Source organism: Serratia sp. CY44782 (genome assembly GCF_052168715.1).
Lineage (GTDB): Bacteria > Pseudomonadota > Gammaproteobacteria > Enterobacterales > Enterobacteriaceae > Serratia > Serratia nevei.
In genome coordinates this window covers 255,241-275,683 of record NZ_JBJNME010000007.1, presented here as the reverse complement: position 1 = coordinate 275,683, position 20,443 = coordinate 255,241, and the positions used below count along the sequence as shown (strand labels likewise).

Genomic DNA, 20,443 nt, shown 5'->3' with positions numbered 1-20,443 from the left:
TACGGCTAACTACCGGCGACCTCGGCCAGCGTTTTCATCATCAGCATCACCGAAGTGGCGCCGGGATCCTGGTGGCCGATGCTGCGCTCACCCAGGTAACTGGCCCGCCCCTTGCGCGCCTGCATGGTAATGGTGCTCTCCACCGCCCGCTCGGCGCTGTCGGCGGCGCGCTGCAGCGCCTCCGACACGCTCAGGTTCTGCTGCGCGGACTGGCCGAGGCTTTCCACCACCGGCCACCAGACGTCGCACATGGTTTTGTCGCCCGGCTCCGCTTTACCGCGCATCACCACGCCTTCCACCCCCTCCTGCATCATCTGCTGCAGCTCCGCCAAATCCAGGCTTTGCTTGGCGTTCGCCGCCTGCGCCGCGCGGATGAAGAAGGTGCCGAACAGCGGGCCGCTGGCGCCGCCCACGCTCGACAGCAGCGTCATGCCGGTGTTTTTCAGAATGAAGCCGATATCTTTGTCCGCCACCGACGGCAGCTTTTCCACCACCTTGTTGAAACCGCGATTCATGTTCAAACCGTGGTCAGCATCGCCGATCTCGGTGTCCAGCTGCGTCAGAAAATCGCGCTCCCGGCTGAATACCTCGCCGCAACGCATCAGCCAATCGACAACCTGTTGTTTGGTCAACGCCATGATTCCTCCTCAGCAACCCCAACGCAGCGCAGGCGTTTTCACCGGCGCATCCCACAAGGACAACAGCTCATCGTCCACGTTCAATAGCGTGATGGACACGCCCTGCATATCGAGCGAGGTGCAATAAGAACCCACCAAGTTGCGTTCGATAATGATGCCGGCCTCGGCGCAGCGCTCCGCCAATCGATGGTACACGCCATACAGCTCGGACAGCGGCGTGGCGCCCAGGTTGTTGACCAGCGCGATCGCCCGATCGCCACGCTTCAGCGGCTGCTTGGTCTGCATCTCATCGCGCCACTCGCCCTGCTGACGATCCCAGACGCGGATCGTGCGCTGATAGTGGCCGTGGTCGATCAGCGTATGGAACATGTCGTCCACCGCCGCGTTGAGCGTGGTGAACGGACGACGCGCAATGCCCGGCTCGCCGTGAATGCCCACGCCGAACTCCATTTCGTTCTCCGCCAGGGTGAACGACGGCTTGCCGGCGGCCGGCACGGTGCAAGCCCCCAGCGCAATGCCGATCGAATGCCCGTGGTTATTGATGCGATGTCCTAACGTCACCACGCTGTCCAGATCGTCGCCGCGCGCCGCGGCGGCGCCCAGCAGCTTCTCCATCAGCACGGTGTTGGCCACCCCGCGCCGCCCGGCGGTAAACAGGCTGTCTTTGACCGCCACGTCGTCATCCACCAGCACCGTCGCCACCGCGACGCCGCTGTCGTGCAGCAGCTCGGTGGCAGTTTCGAAGTTGAGCACGTCGCCGGTGTAGTTCTTGATCAGTAGCAACACCCCGGCGCCGCCGTCGATCGCCTGGCCGCACTCGTACATTTTATCTGGCGTCGGCGAGGTAAAAATCTCGCCCGGACAGGCGCCATCGAGCATCCCTTCGCCAACGAAGCCGCAGTGCATCGGTTCGTGGCCGCTGCCGCCGCCGGACAGGATCGCCACCTTGCCCGCCACCGGCGCGTCGGCGCGGGTCACGAACACCGGATCCGCGTGCACCAGCAGCTCGGGATGGGCCTCCGCCAGCCCCTGCAACTGCTCTTCCAACACCGACTCGACCTGATTAATCAGTTTTTTCACGATGGTTTCCTCTGTAAGAACAGGGGCGCGGCACGCCGCGCCCCAAGGGTATCAATGACGCTGCAGCCAGGCGGCGCCCAGCCTATCCGCCGTCAGGATCGCCGCCTGCACGCCCGCTGGGGTGACCTTGAACGGCATGTTGTGAATGGTTTCGCCGGCGGCGCAGCTGGCCTCGGCCACCGCCATGATCTTCGCCGTCGCATCGCCGGTGACGCCCATCTGCGCCAACGTGATCGGCAGGCCGATGCCATGACAAAACGCCAGCACGGTTTCAATCTGCGCCATAGGGCTGTTCTGCAGCACCAGCTGTGCCAGGGTGCCGAACGCCACTTTCTCGCCGTGATACAGGTGGTGGCACTCTTCCAGCACGGTAAAACCGTTGTGAATGGCATGCGCCGCCGCCAGCCCGCTGCTCTCGAAGCCGATGCCGCTCAGATAGGTATTGGCCTCAATGATGCGCTCCACCGCTTCCGTCACCACGCCGGCCTCGACCGCCAGTTTGGCTTTCACCCCTTCCGCCAGCAGCGTGTCATAACACAGCCGCGCCAGGCTGAGCGCCGCCAGCGTCGATTTGCCGCCGGCCATGCTGGTGGCCTGGGCATCGAAACAGGCCTGAGCTTCGAAATAGGTAGAGAGCGCGTCGCCCATGCCGGCCACCAGCAGGCGCACCGGCGCTTTGGCGATGATGGTGCTGTCCATCACCACCATGTCCGGGTTGCGCGGGTAAATCAGGTATTCGGCGAATTCGCCCTGTTCAGTGTAGAGGACCGACAGCGCGCTGGTCGGCGCATCGGTGGAGGCGATGGTGGGAATAAGCACCACCGGCAGCTGTTGGTAGTGCGCCACGGCCTTGGCGGTGTCGAGCGTCTTGCCACCGCCGACGCCGATCACGCCGCGGCAGCCGTGAGCCTGCAGCTCATGGCCGAGCCGGTCTATCTCTTTGCGGCAGCATTCGCCGTTGAAGCGGGCCGCGTGATGTTTCACGCTGTGCTGCTGCAGGCTGCCCATCAGGGTGTCGCCCGCCAGCTGCATCACGAAGTCGTCGGCGATCACGAAATAATGATCGGCAAGGGATTTGGCGTATTCGCCGACGGCGGCCAGCGCATTGGCGCCCTGAATATATTTGCCTGGTGACTGGATGATTCTCAACATAACCGGATCCTTGTAGGGAGTTGGCGATGGTAACGTTCAGATATCAGGTGATGACGCGCCGACTTCGCCGCCGGCTTGTTGTTGTGCTTCGACTATGAGCGCCCGCCGCCCGCCTGGCGAGCCTCGCGATTTTTGTTCCATTGTGGAACATCATCATAGCGACAACGTTTCATTATGAAACGCCGACGCGCATTTTTTCGCCGCGAAAGCGAACTGGCGCACACCCCAACGTATAACTGCGTAAAGAGTCGATTCTACGGGCGTTTCAGCTTTAATTTTGACCATGTTTCCCCTATCCTTAGCGCCACTACTGGGAAAGGGCGAAAACAGCCCGCATGATGGGATTGATAACGATGAAACGGACAAAAAACATCAACCAAGAGACGTTCCGCAAATCCTGGCGCAGCTACCGTGTCGCGCCCGTGGCCTTGGCGATCAGCGCTGTCTTTATGCTGGCCGGCTGCGAGAAGAGCGATGAAACGGTCTCCCTGTATCAGAATGCCGATGACTGTTCGCGCGCCAATCCTTCGATGAGCGAGCAGTGCACCACCGCCTACAACAACGCCCTGAAAGAAGCGGCGAAAACCGCGCCGAAATACGCCACCCGCGAAGACTGCGTCGCCGAGTTCGGCGAAGCGCAGTGCACCCAGGCGCCGGCTCCGGCGCAGGCCGGCATGGCGGCGGAATCGCAAAGCAGCGGCAGCTTCTGGATGCCGCTGATGGCGGGCTACATGATGGGTCGCCTGATGGGCGGCTCCGGCTTCGCGCAGCAGCCGCTGTTCACCTCCAAGAACGCCGCCAGCCCGGCGAACGGCAAGTTTGTCGACGCCAGCGGCAAGAGCTACGGCCCGGCCACCGCCGGCGGCCGCACCATGACGGTGCCGAAAACCGCCATGGCACCGAAGCCTGCGGTCACCAACACCGTGACCCGCGGCGGCTTCGGCGAGACCGTGGCCAAGCAGACCAGCATGCAGCGCAGCAGCGCCACCTCCAACTCCGGCTCTCGCAGCATGGGCGGTTAATGCATGAAACGTATTGCTATTACCGAGCGCCCGGACTGGCGTGAAAAAGCGACCGAGTTCGGGTTCCGTTTCCACACCATGTACGGCGAGCCCTACTGGTGTGAAGACGCCTATTACCAGTTCACGCTGGCGCAGATTGAAGAGATCGAAAGCGCCACCGCCGAGCTTCACCAGATGTGCCTGCAGGTGGTGGAAAAAGTGGTCGGCAGCGACGAGCTGATGGCCAAGTTCTGCATCCCGAAACACACCTGGGAGTTCGTGCGCAGCTCCTGGCGCACCAACCAGCCGTCGCTGTACTCGCGTCTCGATCTGGCCTATGACGGCGTCAACCCGCCGAAGCTGCTGGAGAACAACGCCGATACGCCAACCTCGCTGTATGAGGCGGCCTTCTTCCAGTGGCTGTGGCTGGAAGACCAGATCAACGCCGGCAAGCTGGATCCGGAATCGGATCAGTACAACAGCCTGCAGGAGAAGCTGATCGAGCGTTTCGCCGAGCTGAAAGCGCATCACGGCTTCGGCCTGTTGCACCTGGCCTGCTGTCAGGACAGCGAAGAAGATCGCGGCACGGTGCAATATCTGCAGGACTGCGCGCAGGAAGCCGGTCTGCCGACCGAGTTTCTGTTCATGGAAGAGATTGGCCTCGGCGAGAAAGGCCAGTTTACCGATCTGCAGGATCAGGTGATCGGCAACCTGTTCAAGCTCTACCCGTGGGAATTCATGCTGCGCGAGATGTTCTCTACCAAGCTCGAAGACGCCGGCGTGCGCTGGCTGGAGCCGGCCTGGAAGAGCATCATCTCCAACAAAGCGTTGCTGCCGCTGCTGTGGGAAATGTTCCCGAACCACCCGAACCTGTTGCCGGCTTATTTCGCGCAAGACGATCATCCGCCGATGGATCATTACGTCACCAAGCCGCTGTTCTCACGCGAAGGCGCCAATATCCAGATCGTCGAAAACGGTCAGGAAGTGGCGCGCGTCGATGGGCCATACGGCGAAGAGGGCATGATCGTGCAGCAGTTCCATCCGCTGCCGAAGTTCGAAGACAGCTACACGTTGATCGGCAGCTGGCTGGTGAACGATCAACCTTGCGGCATCGGTCTGCGCGAAGATCGCGAGCTGATCACTCAGGATCTGTCGCGCTTCTATCCGCACACCATCCTCGGCTGATCGCCCCACCGAAGACAAGAACGCCAGTCTCTGACTGGCGTTTTTTCTTTAGCCCACCTGCACCGACAGCATGCTCAGCGCCCCCATTTCGATACCGTCGATCGGCACGCTGATGGCCTCTTTTCCATCCCAACCGCCAAGCACGTACAGCAACGGCAGATAGTGTTCCGGCGTCGGATTCGACAGCGCCGCCCCCTCATGGCGCATGAAATCCACCAGAGGGTGGTTATCGCCCCGATAACGCAGGTTATCCCGGACAAAGTTATTGAACGATTCCGCCCACGGGTAGGCGCTGGTATCGCCCTGCCATTTCACCATGCGCAGGTTATGCACCACGTTGCCGCTGGCGACAATCATCACCCCCTCATCGCGCAGCGCCGCCAGTTTGCGGCCCAGTTCATAGTGATAGGCCGCCGGCTGCGTGCCGTCGACGCTGAGCTGCACCACCGGGATGTCGGCATTGGGATACATCTTGATCAAGACGCCCCAGGTGCCGTGATCCAACCCCCACTCGCCGAGATCGGCCGTTACCGGCACCGGCGCCAGCATTTGCTGCAGCTGCGCAGCCAGCGCGGGAGAGCCCGGCGCCGGATAACGGGTATCGAACAGCGCCTGCGGGAACCCGCCGAAGTCGTGAATAGTTTTGGGTTTTTCCATCGCGGTAACCGCAGTGCCGCGGGTATACCAATGTGCGGAAACCGCCACGATCGCCTTCGGGCGCGGCAATGACTCACCCAACGCACGCCATGCCTGGGTGTAACGGTTGTCTTCCAGCACGTTCATCGGGCTACCGTGGCCAAGAAACAGTGCAGGCATACGAGAGGTGTTCATAGGGAGATCCTTAGTTCAAATTGTGCTATGCCGCTACATTACGCGCTTTGCCGCACCAACACAGCCGGATAACCGTGATGAAGATATTCAATAAATTTGAATTAAAAACGGAGGAATGCGCCGGCAGACAGAAAGATAAAAAATTTATATATTTCAATAGATTAATAACAAACATGAATGTCATGGCATTACTGCCACACAGATCCAATTTGTGAACAATTTATGTATTTTTTGTTAACACAATCTATACACTCCTCCTCTGCCGACGGGTGCCGACAGCCCCGCCGCGCAATGGGAATTACGTCTCACCAAGGAGGAATTCATGTTCAGACTCACACTGGCAACCCGCCTGGCACTTTCCATGTCCTTATTCGCCGGCTGGACGGCAACCGCCGGCACAGCGGACAACGCGCAGCTGACGCAGCGCGAAGACCCTTACTTCCTTCAGGCGCAAGCTCAGCTGCAACAGCGGCTGAAACAGACGCCAAACACCAACCGCGCTAAAAACGTCATTCTGGTGGTCGGCGACGGCATGGGGTTTTCCACCGTGACCGCCGCCCGCATTTTTGAAGGGCAGCAGCGCGGCGTGGACGGCGAATCCAACGTGCTGGCCTGGGAGGCCTTCCCCTATCTGGCGGCGGCCAAAACCTACTCCGCCGACGCCCAAATCACCGACTCCGCGCCCAGCGCAGTGGCGATGACTACCGGCGTCAAAACCATCAACGATCTGATGGGCCTCAACCATACGGCTGCCCTCAATAATTGCGAGGACCAGCAAACCAAGGCCGTCACCACGCTGTGGGAGATGGCCGCAACGCTCGGCATGTCCACCGGCGCCGTGACGACCGCGACCATCACCCACGCCACGCCAGGTGCCACCTATGCCCATATCGCCAACCGCGATTGGGAATCCGACGCGAAAATGCCGGCAGCGGCCCTGGCCGCAGGCTGCCGCGACATTGCGCGCCAACTGGTGGAAATGAAGTACGGCAACGGCCTCAACGTGGCAATGGGCGGCGGGCGCGCCAACTTCCTGCCCGACAGCGTGAGCGACCCGGAATACCCCGGCAAGACAGGCGCCAGAAAGGATGGCCGCGATCTGACGCAGGCCTGGCTACAACGCTATGGCGAGCGAGGGCAATATGTATGGAATCAGGCGCAGTTCGACAAAATCGAGCCGGGTAAGGTCGACCACCTGTTGGCCCTGTTTGAGCCGTCGCACATGAACTTCGAGCACGATCGGCGGCAAGACGCGGCGGGAGAACCTTCGCTGGCGGAAATGACCGGCAAGGCCATCGATATTCTGGCCAAGAATCCCGAGGGCTACCTGCTGTTGGTGGAGGGTGGACGCATCGATCACGGCAGCCATAGCGGTAACGCCTACCGCACGCTGAGCGACGCGGTCGCCCTGAACGAAGCGGTGAAAACCATCGTCGACAAGGTCAATCTGGACGAAACCCTGGTAATCGTGACCGGCGATCACAGCCACACGCTGACCATCGCCGGCTATGCCAAGCGGGGTAATCCTATCCTCGGTATTTCCGTGGGGGTCAACGGCAAACCGCTGCTGGGCAGCGACGGCAAGCCTTACACCACCGTCGGCTTCGCCAATGGCCCCGGCGGCACGATCCCGCTGGCCGAACGCCCGGCATTGACCATGGAGCAGGCCACCGCGCCCGACTTTATTCAGCCGGCGCTGGTCCCGCTGAAAAGCGAGACCCACGGCGGGGAAGATCTCGGCATCTACGCCATCGGCCCCTGGGCCCATCTGTTCCAGGGCACGGTGGAGGAGAACTACACCTTCCACGTGATGAATTACGCCAGCCGCATCGGCGAACGCCTGTCAAAACGGTAGCCACAAAAAAAGCCGCGTTACGCGGCTTTTTTATCGTTGAAAGCGGCCGGCTATCAGCTGGCTTTTTTCTCGTGCGCCTGGCGGTAGGCCACCAGATCTTCGATGGTCAGCACCACCATGTCGTGCTGTTTGGCGAAGGCGATCACTTCCGGCGCGTGCGCCATGCTGCCATCGTCGTTGGTCAGTTCACACAGCACGCCGGCAGGTTTGAAACCGGCCATGGAAACCAGATCGATGGTCGCTTCGGTGTGGCCGCGACGGCTCAGCACGCCGCCCGGCTGCGCGCGCAGCGGGAACACGTGGCCCGGACGGTTCAGGTCGCTCGGCTTGGCGCTGTCTGCCACCGCCGCACGGATGGTGGTCAGGCGATCGGAAGCCGAAACCCCGGTGGTCACGCCCTGCGCCGCTTCAATGGTCACGGTGAAGGCGGTCTGGAATTGGCTGGAGTTGTTGGTCACCATCATCGGCAGCTCAAGCTGCTGACGGCGTTCTTCGGTGATGCACAGGCACACGATACCGCTGCCGTGGCGAATGGTCAGCGCCATCTGCTCAACGGTCATGGTTTCCGCGGCGAAGATCATGTCACCTTCGTTTTCACGGTTTTCATCATCGAGCACCATTACGCCGCGCCCGTTGCGCAGTGCGTCAATCGCGCGTTCAACGCGTTCTGTCGGCGTGCCGAAGTCTGAAAGTAGCGTCTGATTCATGGTAAAAAACCTCATTAAAAATTATGGATTACCAGAACCAGGGCGATCTTGAGGAGTAGCTAACAATAGCTAAAAAAATAACGCAAGCGGGCGCAAGCCCGGCAGATACCGTTACTCTCTCCCATCCGGACTATAACCGTCGGCCCCGGAATTACACCGGATCTGCTGACCTCTAACCGGCCCTGACAGGCTGGCTGAGCGCTCGCGGGCTTTCACCGTAGAAGGTGATTTACCGCCGGTGGGGACTTTCACCCCGCCCTGAGAATAAGCAGGATGACTATAACGCTAATGGGTAGGCAGGGCAATTGGCAAAAGCACAATTCGGCCACGCACGGCGAATGCGCTTAATGGTTTATCCGGCGGGCAACTCGCATTACACTAAGCGGCAGCTATTAAACTCTGAAAGGGATACGCCATGATTGACCCGAAAAAAATCGAACAAATCGCACGCCAGGTTCATGAGTCCATGCCTAAAGGCGTTCGTGAATTCGGGGAAGACGTTGAGAAAAAAATCCGTCAGGTCCTGCAGTCGCAGCTGACCCGCCTGGATTTGGTTAACCGCGAAGAGTTCGACGTACAGACTCAGGTGCTGTTGCGCACCCGCGAGAAGCTGGCGCTGTTGGAACAGCGCATGGCCGAGCTGGAAAGCAAACTGAGCGCGACACCGACCGCCAAACAGGAAGACGAATAATTCCCGCCAAGGGCGCGCACCGCGCGCCCTTGTTCTTCAGGTCGCCCGGCGTTAGCCGCGCCCGTCTTTGATCGCTTTGATGATGTTGGTGGTCGACAGCCCGTCTTCAAAGTTCAGCACTTTGACATCGCCGCCGTTGGCCCACACTTCCGCACTGCCGGCAATCTCTTCCGGTTTGTAATCACCGCCTTTCACCAGCAGATCCGGCAAAATGTCGGCGATCAAGCGCTGCGGCGTATCCTCTTCGAACGGCACCACCCAATCCACCGCTTCCAGCGCGCCCAGCACGATCATGCGGTTCTCCAGCGCGTTGACCGGGCGTGTTTCCCCTTTCAGGCGCTTGGTCGAGGCGTCGCTGTTCACCGCCACGATCAGGCGATCGCCCAGCTTGCGGGCGTTGGCCAGATAAGAGACGTGGCCGGCATGCAGAATGTCGAAGATGCCGTTGGTCATCACCACTTTCTCGCCGCGCTGGCGCGCCTGCGCCACGGCGTGTTTCAACTGCGCTTCTGTCATCACGCCAAAGCCGGTTTCGGCCCGGCCGCGCACCGCGTTTTCCAACTCGATGGGCGACACGGTGGAAGTACCGAGCTTGCCCACCACCACGCCGGCGGCGGCGTTGGCCAGGAAACAGGACTCTTCCAGCGAATTGCCGGCGGCCAGCGAGGCGGCCAGCACGCCGATCACGGTATCGCCGGCGCCGGTCACATCGAACACTTCCTGCGCCTGGGTCGGCAGGTGCAGCGGCTCAACGCCCGGCTGCAGCAGCGTCATGCCGTGTTCGGAACGGGTGACCAACAGCGCCGACAGCTCGAAATCCGCCACCAACTTCATGCCGCGTTCCACCAGTTCCGCCTCATCCTTGCAGTGGCCCACCACCGCTTCGAACTCGGACAGGTTCGGCGTCAGCAGCGTCGCGCCGCGATAGCGCTCGAAGTCAGAGCCTTTAGGATCGATCAGCACCGGTACCTTGGCGGCGCGCGCCAGTTGGATCATGCCCTGCACCTGGCTAAGCGCGCCCTTGGCGTAATCGGACAGCACCAGCGCCCCGATCTGCGGCAACGCCTGCTGAATGCGCTCCAGCATCGGCTGCGGATCGACGTTGGAAAAGCCTTCTTCGAAGTCGAGACGGATCAGTTGCTGGTTGCGCGACAGCACGCGCAGCTTGGTGATGGTCGGATGGGTCGGCACTGAGACGAAGTCGCAGCGCACGTTGACTTCATTCAGCTTGGCGCTCAGCGCCCGCGCCGCATCGTCGATGCCGGTCAGGCCCACCAAGCGGGAAGTGGCGCCCAGCGAAGCGATGTTCATCGCTACGTTAGCCGCGCCGCCGGGACGCTCTTCGATGGTATCGACCTTGACCACCGGCACCGGGGCTTCCGGTGAAATGCGGCTGGTCGGCCCATACCAATAGCGATCCAACATGACGTCACCGACCACCAGCACACCGGCGCGGCGAAAATCAGGCAGCGTAACTTTCATCCGATAACTCCAAAAAAGTACAAAATTTTAGTGGCGCAGATATTACCACAGACCACCGTAATACCCGCAAAAAGGTATTAATCCAGCCATTTGGCCCAGCTGATGCGCACCTGCTCGCGCTCGGCGGCAAACAGCTCGCTGCCGACCTTGCCGGAATGCTCCTGCAGCGCCAAATGGTGGATCTCGTCGCGCATGGTGACATAGGCCTGGGTCAGCGCGCGCGCCTCCTCTTCCGGCATGATGTCGTAATTGGCCATCAGCTCGAAGATGCGCACGTTGTCCGACCAACGCGTCAGCCGCGGTTCACCCGGCGCATAGCGTAAGACCAGATATTGGGCGATAAATTCGATGTCGGTAATGCCGCCCTCATCGGTTTTGATATCAAACAGATCGCGCTGCTTGTTGCCGAGATGGTTGCGCATCTTTTCGCGCATCTCGCGCACTTCGCGCTTCAGGATCTCCGCATCGCGCGTTTTGCACAGGATCTCGCGCCGGATCGCATCGAACTGCTGATGCAGCGCCGGATCGCCATGCACGATGCGCGCGCGCACCAGGGCCTGATGTTCCCAGGTCCAGGCTTCGTTTTGCTGGTAATCGGCGAACGCCTCGACGGTGCTGACCAGCATCCCCGCAGCGCCGGAAGGCCGCAGGCGCGCGTCCACCTCATACAGAATGCCGGAGGAGGTGCGGGTGCTGAACAGATGCATCACCCGCTGCGCCAGCCGCAGGTAGAACTGCCGGCCGTCGATGCAGCGATCGCCGTCGGTCATCACCTCCGGCGGGCAATCCAGCAGGAATACCAGATCGAGATCGGAACTGTAACCCAGCTCCCAGCCGCCCAGCTTGCCGTAGCCGATCACCGCAAAGCCGCGCCCTTCGCGCTCCTGCAGATGGGTCGGTTGGCCGTAGCGCGCCACCATGTCGCTCCAGGCCTGCTGCACCACCGCGTCTATGATCGCCTCCGCCAGATAAGTCAGGTGGTCGCTCACTTTCATCACCGGCAGCGCACCGGCGATATCCGCCGCGGCGATGCGCAGCTGCTGCGCCTGCTTGAACTGGCGCAGCGCCTCCAGCTTTTGCTCTTCGTCGTCTTCCGGCACCCGCAGCAGGTACTGGCGCAGCTCGCTGCGGTAGGCGTCCAGCGCCACCGGCTGATACAGCGTGGCCGGATCCAGCAGTTCGTCCAGCAACAGCGGGTAGCGCGACAGCTGGTTGGCGACCATCGGCGACGCGGCGCACAGGCGGATCAAATGGCTGAGCGCCGCGTGATACTCCACCAGCAGTTCGAGGTAGGTAGTGCGGGTGACGATGCTGAGCAGCAGCTGCGCCAGCCGCACCAGCGCGGTCGGCGCATCCTGGCGCGGGCACACCTCAGCCAGCAGGCGCGGCATCAGTTGATCGAGCACGTCGCGGCCGCGCGGGCCGATGGTGCGTTTGTCGACGTCGTGGCGGAAATCGGCGATGGTGCGCAGCATCTGTCGGCGCCCCTCTTCGTCCAGATGCGGCGTCAGCGGCGCCAGCTCGTTTTCCTCCAGCGCGTCCTGCCACAGGCTGTGGTAGTGCTGGTAGTCGGGATCTTCGCCGACATCCGGGCTATCATCGCCGATCAGGTCATCGAACACCGCCCGCACCGCCTGCATGTGCAACTCCAGTGCCGCCATCAGCGCCGGCCAATCCGCCAGCCCCATGCCGTAGGCCAGCCGCGTCTGATCGAGCGCATCCTGCGGCAGCGTCTGGGTTTGCTGATCGCCGATCGCCTGCAGCAGATTCTCCAGCCGCCGCAGGAACAGGTAAGCGGCGCTCAGCGCCCGCACCTGCTCGGCCTCCAGCAGCCCCAGTTCACCCACCGCCTGCAGCGTCGGCAGCAGCGAACGCCCCTGCAGCGCCGGCTCGCGGCCGCCGCGGATCAGCTGGAATACCTGGGTGATGAATTCGATTTCGCGAATGCCGCCGGCGCCCAGCTTGATGTTGTCCTTCAGGCCGCGACGCCGCACTTCACGGGCGATCATGCCCTTCATGTTGCGCAGTGACTGGATGACGCTGAAATCGATATAGCGGCGGAACACGAACGGCCGCAGCGTTTTGCGCAGCTCCTGGCTGTAGGCGTCTTCCGCGCCACCCATCAGGCGCGCCTTCACCATCGCATAGCGCTCCCAGTCGCGCCCCTGCTCCTGATAGTAATCTTCCAGCGCCGCAAAGCTCATCACCAATGGGCCGCTGTCACCGAACGGCCGTAACCGCATGTCGACGCGATAGACGAAGCCGTCAATGGTCTGCTGATCCAGCGCCTTGATCAGCCGCTGGCCAAGGCGGGTGAAGAACTGGGCATTGTCCAGCTCGCGCCGCCCGCCCTGAGTCTGGCCGTTTTCCGGGTAGGCGAAGATCAGATCGATATCCGACGAGAAATTCAGCTCGCCTCCGCCCAGCTTGCCCATGCCGAGGATCAGCAGCGGCTGCGGTTCACCGGCGGCGTTGCACGGCGTGCCCCACTCGCGGCAACAGGTTTGGTACAGCCAGTCGCGCGCGCTGACGATCAGTGTTTCCGCCAATCCGCTCAGCTGCAGTAACGTTTCTTCGGTCGAACACAGCCCCTGAGCCTGCGCCCAGGCGATGCGCACCAGCGTTTCACGGCGAAACAGACGCAGCGTGCGCATCAGCTGCGTCTCATCGCGCACCTCTTCCAGCTCGTCCTGCAGCCAGGCGGCATAGTGTTGCCACTCGCCGGGCGCCGGTGGTTGTTCGCGCAGCGTCGCCAGCCAGGCTGGCTGGGCAAGCAGCGCGTCGCTGACGAAGTCGCTCGACGCCAGCACCCACTGCTCCTGTTCGCTAAAGGCGCTGTCCGCGCCGTGAACTTCCTGAAAACGCTGCACAACCTGCTGTGCCTGAGCCTGTAACGCGGCTGAAAGTGGCGACATAGTGTATGACCCGTTCTGCGGCCCACGGCTGGCGGGCCGGCTTGATTAACGAAGCGCGCCGTTTAACCAGAATGGCGCATGCGATAAGGCCTGTTTGCGGCTGGCTTCATACCAGCCCTGACGGCGCTCGCTCAGCGCCGCCTGCAGTTCGCGCCAGGCCTCGATATAAGGGCCGGTCTGCTCGTCGGGGTAGGCACCCGACAGCAGGACCAGCGCCGAAATCTGACGCGTCAGGCGCGGCAATTGTTCCTGATATTCATCTTCGTTCAGCGTACGGCTGAAGGCTTCTTTCAGCTCCGCACCGCTGCGCCCCAGCATGATGTCGCTGAAGCGTTTGAAAGAACCGTCCAGCTTGGCCTGCGCTTTGGCATCGATAAACGGCCGCCAGGCGCCGCTCACCAGCCATGATGTGAGCGCCAACTTACATTGCAGGTAGGTGGCGCTGTAGCACAGGGCCTCTGGTTGCGCGGCTTTGTCCGCCAACAGCGGTTCGAGCTCGGTCAGACGGGCGCGCAGATCGGCGCTGGCCTTGCGCGGCACCAAACCGCCGAAGATCACCAGCGCCTGGCGAATCGTTCCGACCGCCTCAATCACCGAAGCGCGCGCCTGCGCGTCGCCGCGCAGCCACAGCTCTTCGTGGTACTGCCAGTGGCCCAGCGCCAGCTCGAAGGCGGCGATCATCCCCTGTTCCACGGTCGCCTTCGCCGCCGGCTTCAGCACCCGCAGCGGGCGCACCTCGCGCGGCGGATTGCCCTGCGCCAGGTGGTAACCGCGCGCCGCCTTGCTCAGGCTGCCCTGACGCAGCCCGCCGTGCGCCGCCAGCTCACCGGCCAACGCCAGCAGATCGGCGGTATTGCCGTTCAGCAGCTCCAGCTCTACCTCGCTCAGGGCTTCGCTGAGGTCACCGGCGCGCACCTCGCCCTGGTCCAGACCAATCTCGATCTCGCTTTGGCCGTAAGTAACCACCCACTTCTCTCGCACGAAATCGGTACGGAACAGAGGCTGCAACGCCTGCTGCAGCGCCGCGATATCGCAATCCTGCGGCCAGATGTCGGCAGGGAACTGCGCCAACGCCAGCTGCGGCTCAGCGATAGCGACATTGTATTCCGGGCGCTGGTGCAGGCCGCCCACCACTTTACCGGCGGTTTTGATGGTCATCTCATAACGATCGTCGAAACCGCGAATGCGCAGCCCCATGTCGTGACGGCGCAGGAAGTTGTCGGCCGTTTCGAAGTAAATGTTGGTCAGCTTTTGCGGCGCGGAATGCTGATGCGGCCAGGCGGCGAGCCATTGTGGCAAAGCGGCTACCGCTTGCGGCGCGGCGATGAATTTCAGTTCAATTTCAACGGTCATAATTCTTTAACACCAATAAGTTACGCATTCGCGTCGGTTTCAGCGCGGCGCGTTCGGCCCGCCGTATGCTGCCCAATGACGCACAGTTGCCATTATCTTACCGCGATTCCCGGCGCCTTAACCCTGCTAACTGTAGAAAAAACCTGTTACGTTATAAAACGCTGCGCAACTCACAGAATCAGCCACAGTAAGATAGTTCTCATTCCGGTTTTGGCGTTGCGTCGTCAGACTGAACGCTCTACTATCGTTCCATAAATTCACCCAGAAACGATGAACTAATGCAGAAATTACGCCTGATTTGCCTTGCCGCGCTGAGCTTCAGCATCACTTGGGCCGCACATGCCGAAGATAAACGCTATATCTCCGATGAGTTAAGCACTTACGTCCATAGCGGCCCAGGTAATCAGTACCGTATTGTCGGCACTCTGAACGCCGGTGAAGAAGTCACCCTGCTGAGCGTCAACGACAGCACCAACTACGGCCAGATCCGCGATCCGAAAGGCCGCACCACCTGGATCCCGCTCGATCAGCTCAGCCAGACGCCAAGCCTGCGCACCCGCGTGCCCGAGCTGGAACAGCAGGTGAAAACCCTGACCGACAAGCTGGCCAACATCGATAACACCTGGAACCAGCGCACCTCGGAAATGCAGGAGAAAGTCGCGGGCAGCGACAGCACCATCAGCAGCCTGCAGAAGGAAAACCAGGATCTGAAAAACCAGCTGGTGGTCGCGCAGAAGAAGGTCAACGCCGTTAACCTGCAGCTCGACGACAAGCAGCGCACCATTATCCTGCAGTGGTTCATGTACGGCGGCGGCGTCGCCGGCGTCGGTTTGCTGCTGGGCCTGCTGTTGCCGCACCTGATCCCGCGCCGCAAGAACAACAACCGCTGGATGAACTGATCTCAGTATCGTTCAGTTTGAGTATGGGCGCCTGCGGGCGCCCTTTTCATTGGTGCCGACATCCCGCGGCCAATTCATGTAATCTGATAGACAGAGCCTTACACGATATTCAGGAGTCAACAGTGCAGATTTATCTGGTCGGCGGCGCCGTTCGCGACAGCCTGCTCAACATCCCGGTGGTCGATCATGATTGGGTGGTGGTAGGCGCCACGCCGGCGGAGCTGCTGGCATTGGGCTATCAGCAGGTCGGCAAAGATTTCCCGGTGTTCCTCAATCCCGATTCTCATGAGGAGTACGCGCTGGCGCGCACCGAGCGCAAATCCGGCCAAGGGTACACCGGTTTTACCTGCTATGCCGCGCCGGACGTGACGCTGGAAGAAGATCTGCTGCGGCGCGATCTGACCATCAACGCCATCGCCCGCTCCGCCGAAGGGGAACTGATTGACCCATACGGCGGCGTGGCCGATCTGCAGGCACGCGTGCTGCGCCACGTTTCCGACGCGTTCGGCGAAGATCCGCTGCGCGTGCTGCGCGTGGCGCGCTTCGCCGCTCGCTTCGCCCACCTGGGTTTTCACATCGCCGACGAAACGCTCGCGCTGATGCGCCAAATGGCGCACGGCGGTGAACTGGCTGCTCTGACCGCCGAACGTGTCTGGAAGGAAACCGAAAAGGCGCTGCAAAGCCAGAGCCCGCAGGTCTATTTTCAGGTGTTGCGCGACTGCGATGCGCTGGCAGTGCTGTTCCCGGAAATCGACGCGCTGTTCGGCGTACCGGCCCCCGCCAAGTGGCACCCGGAGATCGACACCGGCGTGCACACGCTGATGGCGCTGGCGATTGCCGCCCGCCTCACGCCGGAGGTGGACGTGCGCTTCGCCACCCTGTGCCATGACCTCGGCAAGGGGTTGACGCCGAAAGAGTTCTGGCCGCATCACCACGGCCACGGCCCGGCGGGCGTGCGGCTGGTCGAAGCCCTGTGCCAGCGGCTGCGGGTGCCCAACCCGGTGCGCGATCTGAGCAAGCTGGTGGCCGAGTACCATGATCTGATCCACACCGTGAACAAGCTGCGGCCAGAAACCCTGCTGAAGCTGTTCGACGCCATCGACGTCTGGCGCAAGCCCCAGAGGCTGGAGCAGATGATCCTGACCAGCGAAGCGGACGCGCGCGGCCGCACCGGCTTTGAGGAGAACCCTTATCCACAGGGCGACTATCTGCGCCAGGCGTATCAAGTGGCGAACGCGGTATCTATCAAAGAAGTGGTGGCCAGCGGGCTGCAGGGCACCGCGATCCGCGACGAGCTCAAACGCCGCCGCCAGCAGGCGCTGGCCGACTGGAAACTCAGCCAAACGATTATCAACGATCAGGCATAAAAAAACCCCGCAGAGCGGGGTTTTTTCTTGGCGTCGGGCTTACAGGAATACCATGTAAACCACGGCTGCCACGATAAAGCGGTAGATGGCGAACGGCACGAACGAGATGCGTTTGATCAGCGACAGGAAGGTCTTGATCGCAATCAGCGCCACCACGAAGGCCGTAATGAAACCGACGGCAAACATCGGCAGATCGCCCCAGGTCAGGAAGTGCAGGCTCTTGTACAGATCCAGGCCGCTGGCGCCAATCATCATCGGCACCGCCAGGATGAAGGAGAACTCGGACGCCGCATAGCGGTTCACGCCCACCAGCATACCGCCGGCGATAGTGGAACCCGAACGGGAGAAGCCCGGCCACAGCGCCAGGCACTGGAAGCAGCCGATCATGAACGCCTGGCGGTAGGTGATGTCATCCAACCCTTCCGCGCTCGGTTTCTTCGGCTTCAGCCATTCCGCCGCCAACAGCAGCAGGCCGCCGACCACCAACGCGTACATCACGTTTTTCGGCGCGAACAGCGACTTGATGAAATCATGGAAGGCCAGGCCCAGCACCACCGCCGGGATCATCGCCAACAGGATGTGCCCCAGCTTCAGCTGGCCGCTGGTTTTGCCCTCGTGCTCCACCGGCTTGCCGCCAAAATGGATGCCGATCAGGCCGAACAGCCGGCGCCAGAACATCACGACTACGGCCAGGATCGACCCCAGCTGGATAATGACTTCAAAGGTTTTGGCTTTGTCGCCGGTAAAGCCCAGCCACTCGCCGACGATGATCATATGCCCGGTGGAAGAAACCGGCAGAAATTCGGTTAATCCCTCGACAACCCCAAGAACAAACGCAATAAACAGTGAATGCATGTCTGCCATGTGCTTCGCTCACCCCATAAAATAACGGCTATCACATAAAAAAGCGGCAATGCTTAAAGACAATGCCGCTAAAACAATTCTCAGGATTAAGACCAGGTTAACGGTCTTTCGTTGCAAGCAGATGACATAAAATCATGCGGGACGAGTGCCGCGCTCGATGATCACGCCGACCCGTCTGGCATGTGCTACAGCGCCCGGTTTGCTGACCTTAATACGGACCCAGGGGGAATTGAAGCGCTGAAGCAAAATTTCGGATATTTCCTCTGCCACTCGCTCGACCAGCGCAAAACGGTTCGACTCCACGTGCTGGATCACGGTGTCGCTGACGTCGGCATAGCTCAGACAGTCAGTTACGTCGTCGCTGGCGGCGGCCGGCCGGTTATCCCAGCCCATTTCGATATCGAACACCAGCTTCTGACGAATGCCCTGTTCCCACTCATAAACGCCAATGGTGGTAATTACGGTAAGCTCTTCAATAAATACGATATCCATCACGTCATTCTCTGTTTTTGGCCTTGCCGGATACCACTTCCAGCGGAATGTGCGTATTATCCATAGATGTTGCGAGTAAAACGACCATTATTAAACGGAACCGCGTTATGAGTGCTACCGCGCTTGGCATGATTATCTTCGCGTATCTGTGCGGCTCGATTTCCAGCGCGATCCTGGTTTGCCGGATCGCCAGGCTGCCGGATCCGCGTGAACATGGCTCAGGAAATCCCGGGGCGACCAACGTCCTGCGCATCGGCGGCCGGCTGGCGGCAGCGGCGGTGCTGGTATTCGATATTCTGAAAGGGATGTTGCCGGTCTGGCTGGCCTACAAACTCGATGTGCCGCCGCTGTACCTCGGCCTGACGGCGATCGCCGCCTGCCTGGGGCACATCTATCCGGTGTTCTTCCACTTCCGCGGCGGTAAGGGCGTAGCGACGGCGTTTGGCGCCATCGCGCCTATCGGCTGGGATCTGACCGGCCTGATGACCGGCACCTGGCTGCTGACGGTGCTGCTCAGCGGCTACTCTTCGCTCGGCGCCATCGTCAGCGCGCTGATCGCCCCGTTCTACGTCTGGTGGTTCAAACCGCAGTTCACCTTCCCGGTGGCGATGCTCTCCTGCCTGATCCTGATGCGGCATCACGACAATATTCAGCGCCTGTGGCGCGGCCAGGAAGGCAAGATCTGGGGCAAGTTCCGCAAGAAGAAAAACCAGGCGGATGCGGATAACGGCGACCAGCCGAAAGACGAATAACAGAAGGGCCGGATTATCCGGCCCTTTGCTTTATACCGCAGGCAGTTCCGCCAGCGGCCAGCGCGGCCGCACCGAAACGCTCAGCTCCGGGCTGGCGCCGCTCTTCAGGCGCACCATGCCGGCATAGGCGATCATCGCGCCGTTGTCGGTGCAAAATTCCGGGCGGGCATAGAATACTTCCCCACCGCGCTTGTGCATCATCTCCGCCAGCTTGGCTCGCAACGTGCGGTTGGCGCTCACGCCGCCGGCCATCACCAGGCGTTTGAAACCGGTCTGCTCCAGCGCGCGTTTGCACTTGATTGCCAGCGTGTCCACCACCGCATCCTCGAAGGCGCGGGCGATGTCGGCACGCGTCTGATCGTCGTTGCCGTTGGAGCGAATGGTGTTGGCGGCGAAGGTTTTCAGCCCGGAGAAGCTGAAGTCCAGGCCCGGACGATCGGTCATCGGCCGCGGGAAGGTGAAACGCCCCGCAGTGCCCTGCTGCGCCATCTTCGACAGCATCGGCCCACCGGGGTAATCCAGGCCGAGCAGCTTGGCGGTTTTATCGAACGCTTCGCCGGCGGCATCGTCGATCGATTCGCCCAGCAGTTCATACTCACCGATGCCGGTGACGCTGATCAGCTGAGTATGGCCGCCGGAAACCAGCAGCGCGACGAACGGGAACGCCGGCGGGTTGTCTTCCAGCATCGGCGCCAGCAGGTGGCCTTCCATATGGTGCACCGGCACCGCCGGCACGTTCCAGGCGAACGCCAGCGCGCGCCCCACGGTAGCGCCGACCAGCAGCGCCCCCACCAGGCCCGGCCCGGCGGTGTAGGCCACGCCGTCGATGTCGGCCGGGGTCAGGTTGGCCTCTTTCAGCGCCGCCTGAATCAGCGGCACGGTTTTGCGCACGTGATCGCGGGAGGCCAGTTCCGGCACCACGCCGCCGTAGTCGGCGTGCAGCTTCACCTGGCTGTATAATTGGTTGGCCAACAAACCGGTTTGATCGTCATACACTGCAATTCCGGTTTCATCGCAGGACGTTTCTATACCCAGTACTCGCATTACATTTCCCATCATTCACGTGCGGCCGCCAGTCTACCACATTCCGCCGCATTTACCGCCAGCGCGGCGCATCTTGTCACCGGCTCGCACCTATGTCGATGATTCATCCAGAAAATGCCCTGGCGATTAAACACG

18 protein-coding genes and 1 riboswitch are annotated in these 20,443 nt (G+C 61.4%); of the genes, 7 read left to right on the top strand and 11 right to left on the bottom strand.

Features of this window, described 5'->3' with window-relative positions; translation table 11 throughout:
• Nucleotides 1-5 precede the first annotated feature (5 nt).
• From dhaL to ACJ8HT_RS15530, 3 genes are read right to left on the bottom strand one after another with little or no spacing between them, the layout of a single operon-like run.
• A complete protein-coding gene (gene dhaL / locus ACJ8HT_RS15540; RefSeq protein WP_174137187.1) occupies nucleotides 6-638 on the bottom strand; it encodes a dihydroxyacetone kinase subunit DhaL in 633 nt (210 codons plus the stop codon).
• 9 nt (nucleotides 639-647) lie between these two features.
• Entirely contained in the window at nucleotides 648-1,718 is a 1,071-nt protein-coding gene (dhaK, locus tag ACJ8HT_RS15535) for a dihydroxyacetone kinase subunit DhaK (RefSeq protein WP_126179825.1), read from the bottom strand.
• A 51-nt stretch (nucleotides 1,719-1,769) separates the two neighbouring features.
• The gene (locus ACJ8HT_RS15530) at nucleotides 1,770-2,870 is read right to left on the bottom strand and encodes a glycerol dehydrogenase (RefSeq protein ID WP_197653016.1); all 1,101 of its coding nucleotides are present in this window, start codon (nucleotides 2,868-2,870) and stop codon (nucleotides 1,770-1,772) included.
• A 353-nt stretch (nucleotides 2,871-3,223) separates the two neighbouring features.
• Here ACJ8HT_RS15530 and ACJ8HT_RS15525 point away from each other — a divergent pair, with 353 nt between their 5' ends.
• Nucleotides 3,224-3,892, top strand: coding sequence for a DUF1190 family protein (locus ACJ8HT_RS15525; RefSeq protein ID WP_033644601.1), 669 nt, complete (start codon nucleotides 3,224-3,226; stop codon nucleotides 3,890-3,892).
• Nucleotides 3,893-3,895: 3 nt separating this feature from the next.
• On the top strand, nucleotides 3,896-5,056 hold the full coding sequence (locus tag ACJ8HT_RS15520; RefSeq protein ID WP_033649062.1) for a glutathionylspermidine synthase family protein: 1,161 nt from the start codon (nucleotides 3,896-3,898) through the stop codon (nucleotides 5,054-5,056).
• A 48-nt stretch (nucleotides 5,057-5,104) separates the two neighbouring features.
• Here ACJ8HT_RS15520 and ygiD read toward each other — a convergent pair whose 3' ends face one another.
• The gene (gene ygiD, locus ACJ8HT_RS15515) at nucleotides 5,105-5,887 is read right to left on the bottom strand and encodes a 4,5-DOPA dioxygenase extradiol (protein ID WP_197653017.1); all 783 of its coding nucleotides are present in this window, start codon (nucleotides 5,885-5,887) and stop codon (nucleotides 5,105-5,107) included.
• A gap of 322 nt (nucleotides 5,888-6,209) precedes the next feature.
• On the opposite strand from ygiD, the gene ACJ8HT_RS15510 reads away from it, so the two are divergent.
• Nucleotides 6,210-7,742: an alkaline phosphatase gene (locus ACJ8HT_RS15510; RefSeq protein WP_187321774.1), complete on the top strand. Its 1,533-nt coding sequence runs from the start codon at nucleotides 6,210-6,212 to the stop codon at nucleotides 7,740-7,742.
• 53 nt (nucleotides 7,743-7,795) lie between these two features.
• On the opposite strand, the gene ribB is transcribed toward ACJ8HT_RS15510, so the two are convergent.
• Nucleotides 7,796-8,449 carry a 3,4-dihydroxy-2-butanone-4-phosphate synthase gene (ribB, locus tag ACJ8HT_RS15505; RefSeq protein WP_033636071.1) on the bottom strand — a complete coding sequence of 218 codons (654 nt, stop codon included), beginning with the start codon at nucleotides 8,447-8,449 and terminating at the stop codon, nucleotides 7,796-7,798.
• Between the two features lie 109 nt (nucleotides 8,450-8,558).
• A riboswitch (FMN riboswitch) is annotated at nucleotides 8,559-8,719 on the bottom strand.
• 145 nt (nucleotides 8,720-8,864) lie between these two features.
• On the opposite strand from ribB, the gene ubiK reads away from it, so the two are divergent.
• The gene (gene ubiK / locus ACJ8HT_RS15500) at nucleotides 8,865-9,140 is read left to right on the top strand and encodes a ubiquinone biosynthesis accessory factor UbiK (protein WP_194572316.1); all 276 of its coding nucleotides are present in this window, start codon (nucleotides 8,865-8,867) and stop codon (nucleotides 9,138-9,140) included.
• 51 nt (nucleotides 9,141-9,191) lie between these two features.
• Here the strand turns inward: ubiK and hldE are convergent, their stop codons facing one another.
• The 3 genes from hldE to ACJ8HT_RS15485 all read right to left on the bottom strand — a co-directional run bounded on the left by hldE (nucleotide 9,192) and on the right by ACJ8HT_RS15485 (nucleotide 14,890).
• Nucleotides 9,192-10,622, bottom strand: coding sequence for a bifunctional D-glycero-beta-D-manno-heptose-7-phosphate kinase/D-glycero-beta-D-manno-heptose 1-phosphate adenylyltransferase HldE (hldE, locus tag ACJ8HT_RS15495; protein WP_019453075.1), 1,431 nt, complete (start codon nucleotides 10,620-10,622; stop codon nucleotides 9,192-9,194).
• Nucleotides 10,623-10,699: 77 nt separating this feature from the next.
• A complete protein-coding gene (glnE, locus tag ACJ8HT_RS15490; RefSeq protein ID WP_197653018.1) occupies nucleotides 10,700-13,537 on the bottom strand; it encodes a bifunctional [glutamate--ammonia ligase]-adenylyl-L-tyrosine phosphorylase/[glutamate--ammonia-ligase] adenylyltransferase in 2,838 nt (945 codons plus the stop codon).
• 45 nt (nucleotides 13,538-13,582) lie between these two features.
• Nucleotides 13,583-14,890 carry a CYTH domain-containing protein gene (locus tag ACJ8HT_RS15485; protein WP_197653019.1) on the bottom strand — a complete coding sequence of 436 codons (1,308 nt, stop codon included), beginning with the start codon at nucleotides 14,888-14,890 and terminating at the stop codon, nucleotides 13,583-13,585.
• Nucleotides 14,891-15,168: 278 nt separating this feature from the next.
• Between ACJ8HT_RS15485 and ACJ8HT_RS15480 the strand changes: the two genes are divergently transcribed.
• Both ACJ8HT_RS15480 and ACJ8HT_RS15475 read left to right on the top strand, forming a co-directional pair.
• Nucleotides 15,169-15,789: a TIGR04211 family SH3 domain-containing protein gene (locus ACJ8HT_RS15480; protein ID WP_019453078.1), complete on the top strand. Its 621-nt coding sequence runs from the start codon at nucleotides 15,169-15,171 to the stop codon at nucleotides 15,787-15,789.
• Nucleotides 15,790-15,911: 122 nt separating this feature from the next.
• Entirely contained in the window at nucleotides 15,912-17,156 is a 1,245-nt protein-coding gene (locus tag ACJ8HT_RS15475; protein WP_060424743.1) for a multifunctional CCA addition/repair protein, read from the top strand.
• A 39-nt stretch (nucleotides 17,157-17,195) separates the two neighbouring features.
• On the opposite strand, the gene bacA is transcribed toward ACJ8HT_RS15475, so the two are convergent.
• Complete coding sequence (gene bacA / locus ACJ8HT_RS15470; protein WP_025160107.1) at nucleotides 17,196-18,020, bottom strand: undecaprenyl-diphosphate phosphatase; 825 nt, start codon at nucleotides 18,018-18,020, stop codon at nucleotides 17,196-17,198.
• 132 nt (nucleotides 18,021-18,152) lie between these two features.
• Nucleotides 18,153-18,512, bottom strand: a complete 360-nt coding sequence (folB, locus tag ACJ8HT_RS15465) for a bifunctional dihydroneopterin aldolase/7,8-dihydroneopterin epimerase (RefSeq protein WP_197653095.1) — start codon at nucleotides 18,510-18,512, stop codon at nucleotides 18,153-18,155.
• A 107-nt stretch (nucleotides 18,513-18,619) separates the two neighbouring features.
• On the opposite strand from folB, the gene plsY reads away from it, so the two are divergent.
• Nucleotides 18,620-19,264: a glycerol-3-phosphate 1-O-acyltransferase PlsY gene (gene plsY / locus ACJ8HT_RS15460; RefSeq protein WP_047729813.1), complete on the top strand. Its 645-nt coding sequence runs from the start codon at nucleotides 18,620-18,622 to the stop codon at nucleotides 19,262-19,264.
• 30 nt (nucleotides 19,265-19,294) lie between these two features.
• Here the strand turns inward: plsY and tsaD are convergent, their stop codons facing one another.
• The gene (gene tsaD / locus ACJ8HT_RS15455) at nucleotides 19,295-20,308 is read right to left on the bottom strand and encodes a tRNA (adenosine(37)-N6)-threonylcarbamoyltransferase complex transferase subunit TsaD (protein ID WP_049198481.1); all 1,014 of its coding nucleotides are present in this window, start codon (nucleotides 20,306-20,308) and stop codon (nucleotides 19,295-19,297) included.
• Nucleotides 20,309-20,443 lie beyond the last annotated feature (135 nt).

Bases quoted from the DNA above. Each gene is read 5' to 3' on its own strand.
- dhaL (WP_174137187.1), bottom strand. From the start codon at position 638: ATGGCGTTGACCAAACAACAGGTTGTCGATTGGCTGATGCGTTGCGGC.
- ACJ8HT_RS15530 (WP_197653016.1), bottom strand. From the start codon at position 2,870: ATGTTGAGAATCATCCAGTCACCAGGCAAATATATTCAGGGCGCCAAT.
- ACJ8HT_RS15525 (WP_033644601.1), top strand. From the start codon at position 3,224: ATGAAACGGACAAAAAACATCAACCAAGAGACGTTCCGCAAATCCTGG.
- ACJ8HT_RS15520 (WP_033649062.1), top strand. From the start codon at position 3,896: ATGAAACGTATTGCTATTACCGAGCGCCCGGACTGGCGTGAAAAAGCG.
- ygiD (WP_197653017.1), bottom strand. From the start codon at position 5,887: ATGAACACCTCTCGTATGCCTGCACTGTTTCTTGGCCACGGTAGCCCG.
- ACJ8HT_RS15510 (WP_187321774.1), top strand. From the start codon at position 6,210: ATGTTCAGACTCACACTGGCAACCCGCCTGGCACTTTCCATGTCCTTA.
- ribB (WP_033636071.1), bottom strand. From the start codon at position 8,449: ATGAATCAGACGCTACTTTCAGACTTCGGCACGCCGACAGAACGCGTT.
- ubiK (WP_194572316.1), top strand. From the start codon at position 8,865: ATGATTGACCCGAAAAAAATCGAACAAATCGCACGCCAGGTTCATGAG.
- hldE (WP_019453075.1), bottom strand. From the start codon at position 10,622: ATGAAAGTTACGCTGCCTGATTTTCGCCGCGCCGGTGTGCTGGTGGTC.
- glnE (WP_197653018.1), bottom strand. From the start codon at position 13,537: ATGTCGCCACTTTCAGCCGCGTTACAGGCTCAGGCACAGCAGGTTGTG.
- ACJ8HT_RS15485 (WP_197653019.1), bottom strand. From the start codon at position 14,890: ATGACCGTTGAAATTGAACTGAAATTCATCGCCGCGCCGCAAGCGGTA.
- ACJ8HT_RS15480 (WP_019453078.1), top strand. From the start codon at position 15,169: ATGCAGAAATTACGCCTGATTTGCCTTGCCGCGCTGAGCTTCAGCATC.
- bacA (WP_025160107.1), bottom strand. From the start codon at position 18,020: ATGGCAGACATGCATTCACTGTTTATTGCGTTTGTTCTTGGGGTTGTC.
- folB (WP_197653095.1), bottom strand. From the start codon at position 18,512: ATGGATATCGTATTTATTGAAGAGCTTACCGTAATTACCACCATTGGC.
- plsY (WP_047729813.1), top strand. From the start codon at position 18,620: ATGAGTGCTACCGCGCTTGGCATGATTATCTTCGCGTATCTGTGCGGC.
- tsaD (WP_049198481.1), bottom strand. From the start codon at position 20,308: ATGCGAGTACTGGGTATAGAAACGTCCTGCGATGAAACCGGAATTGCA.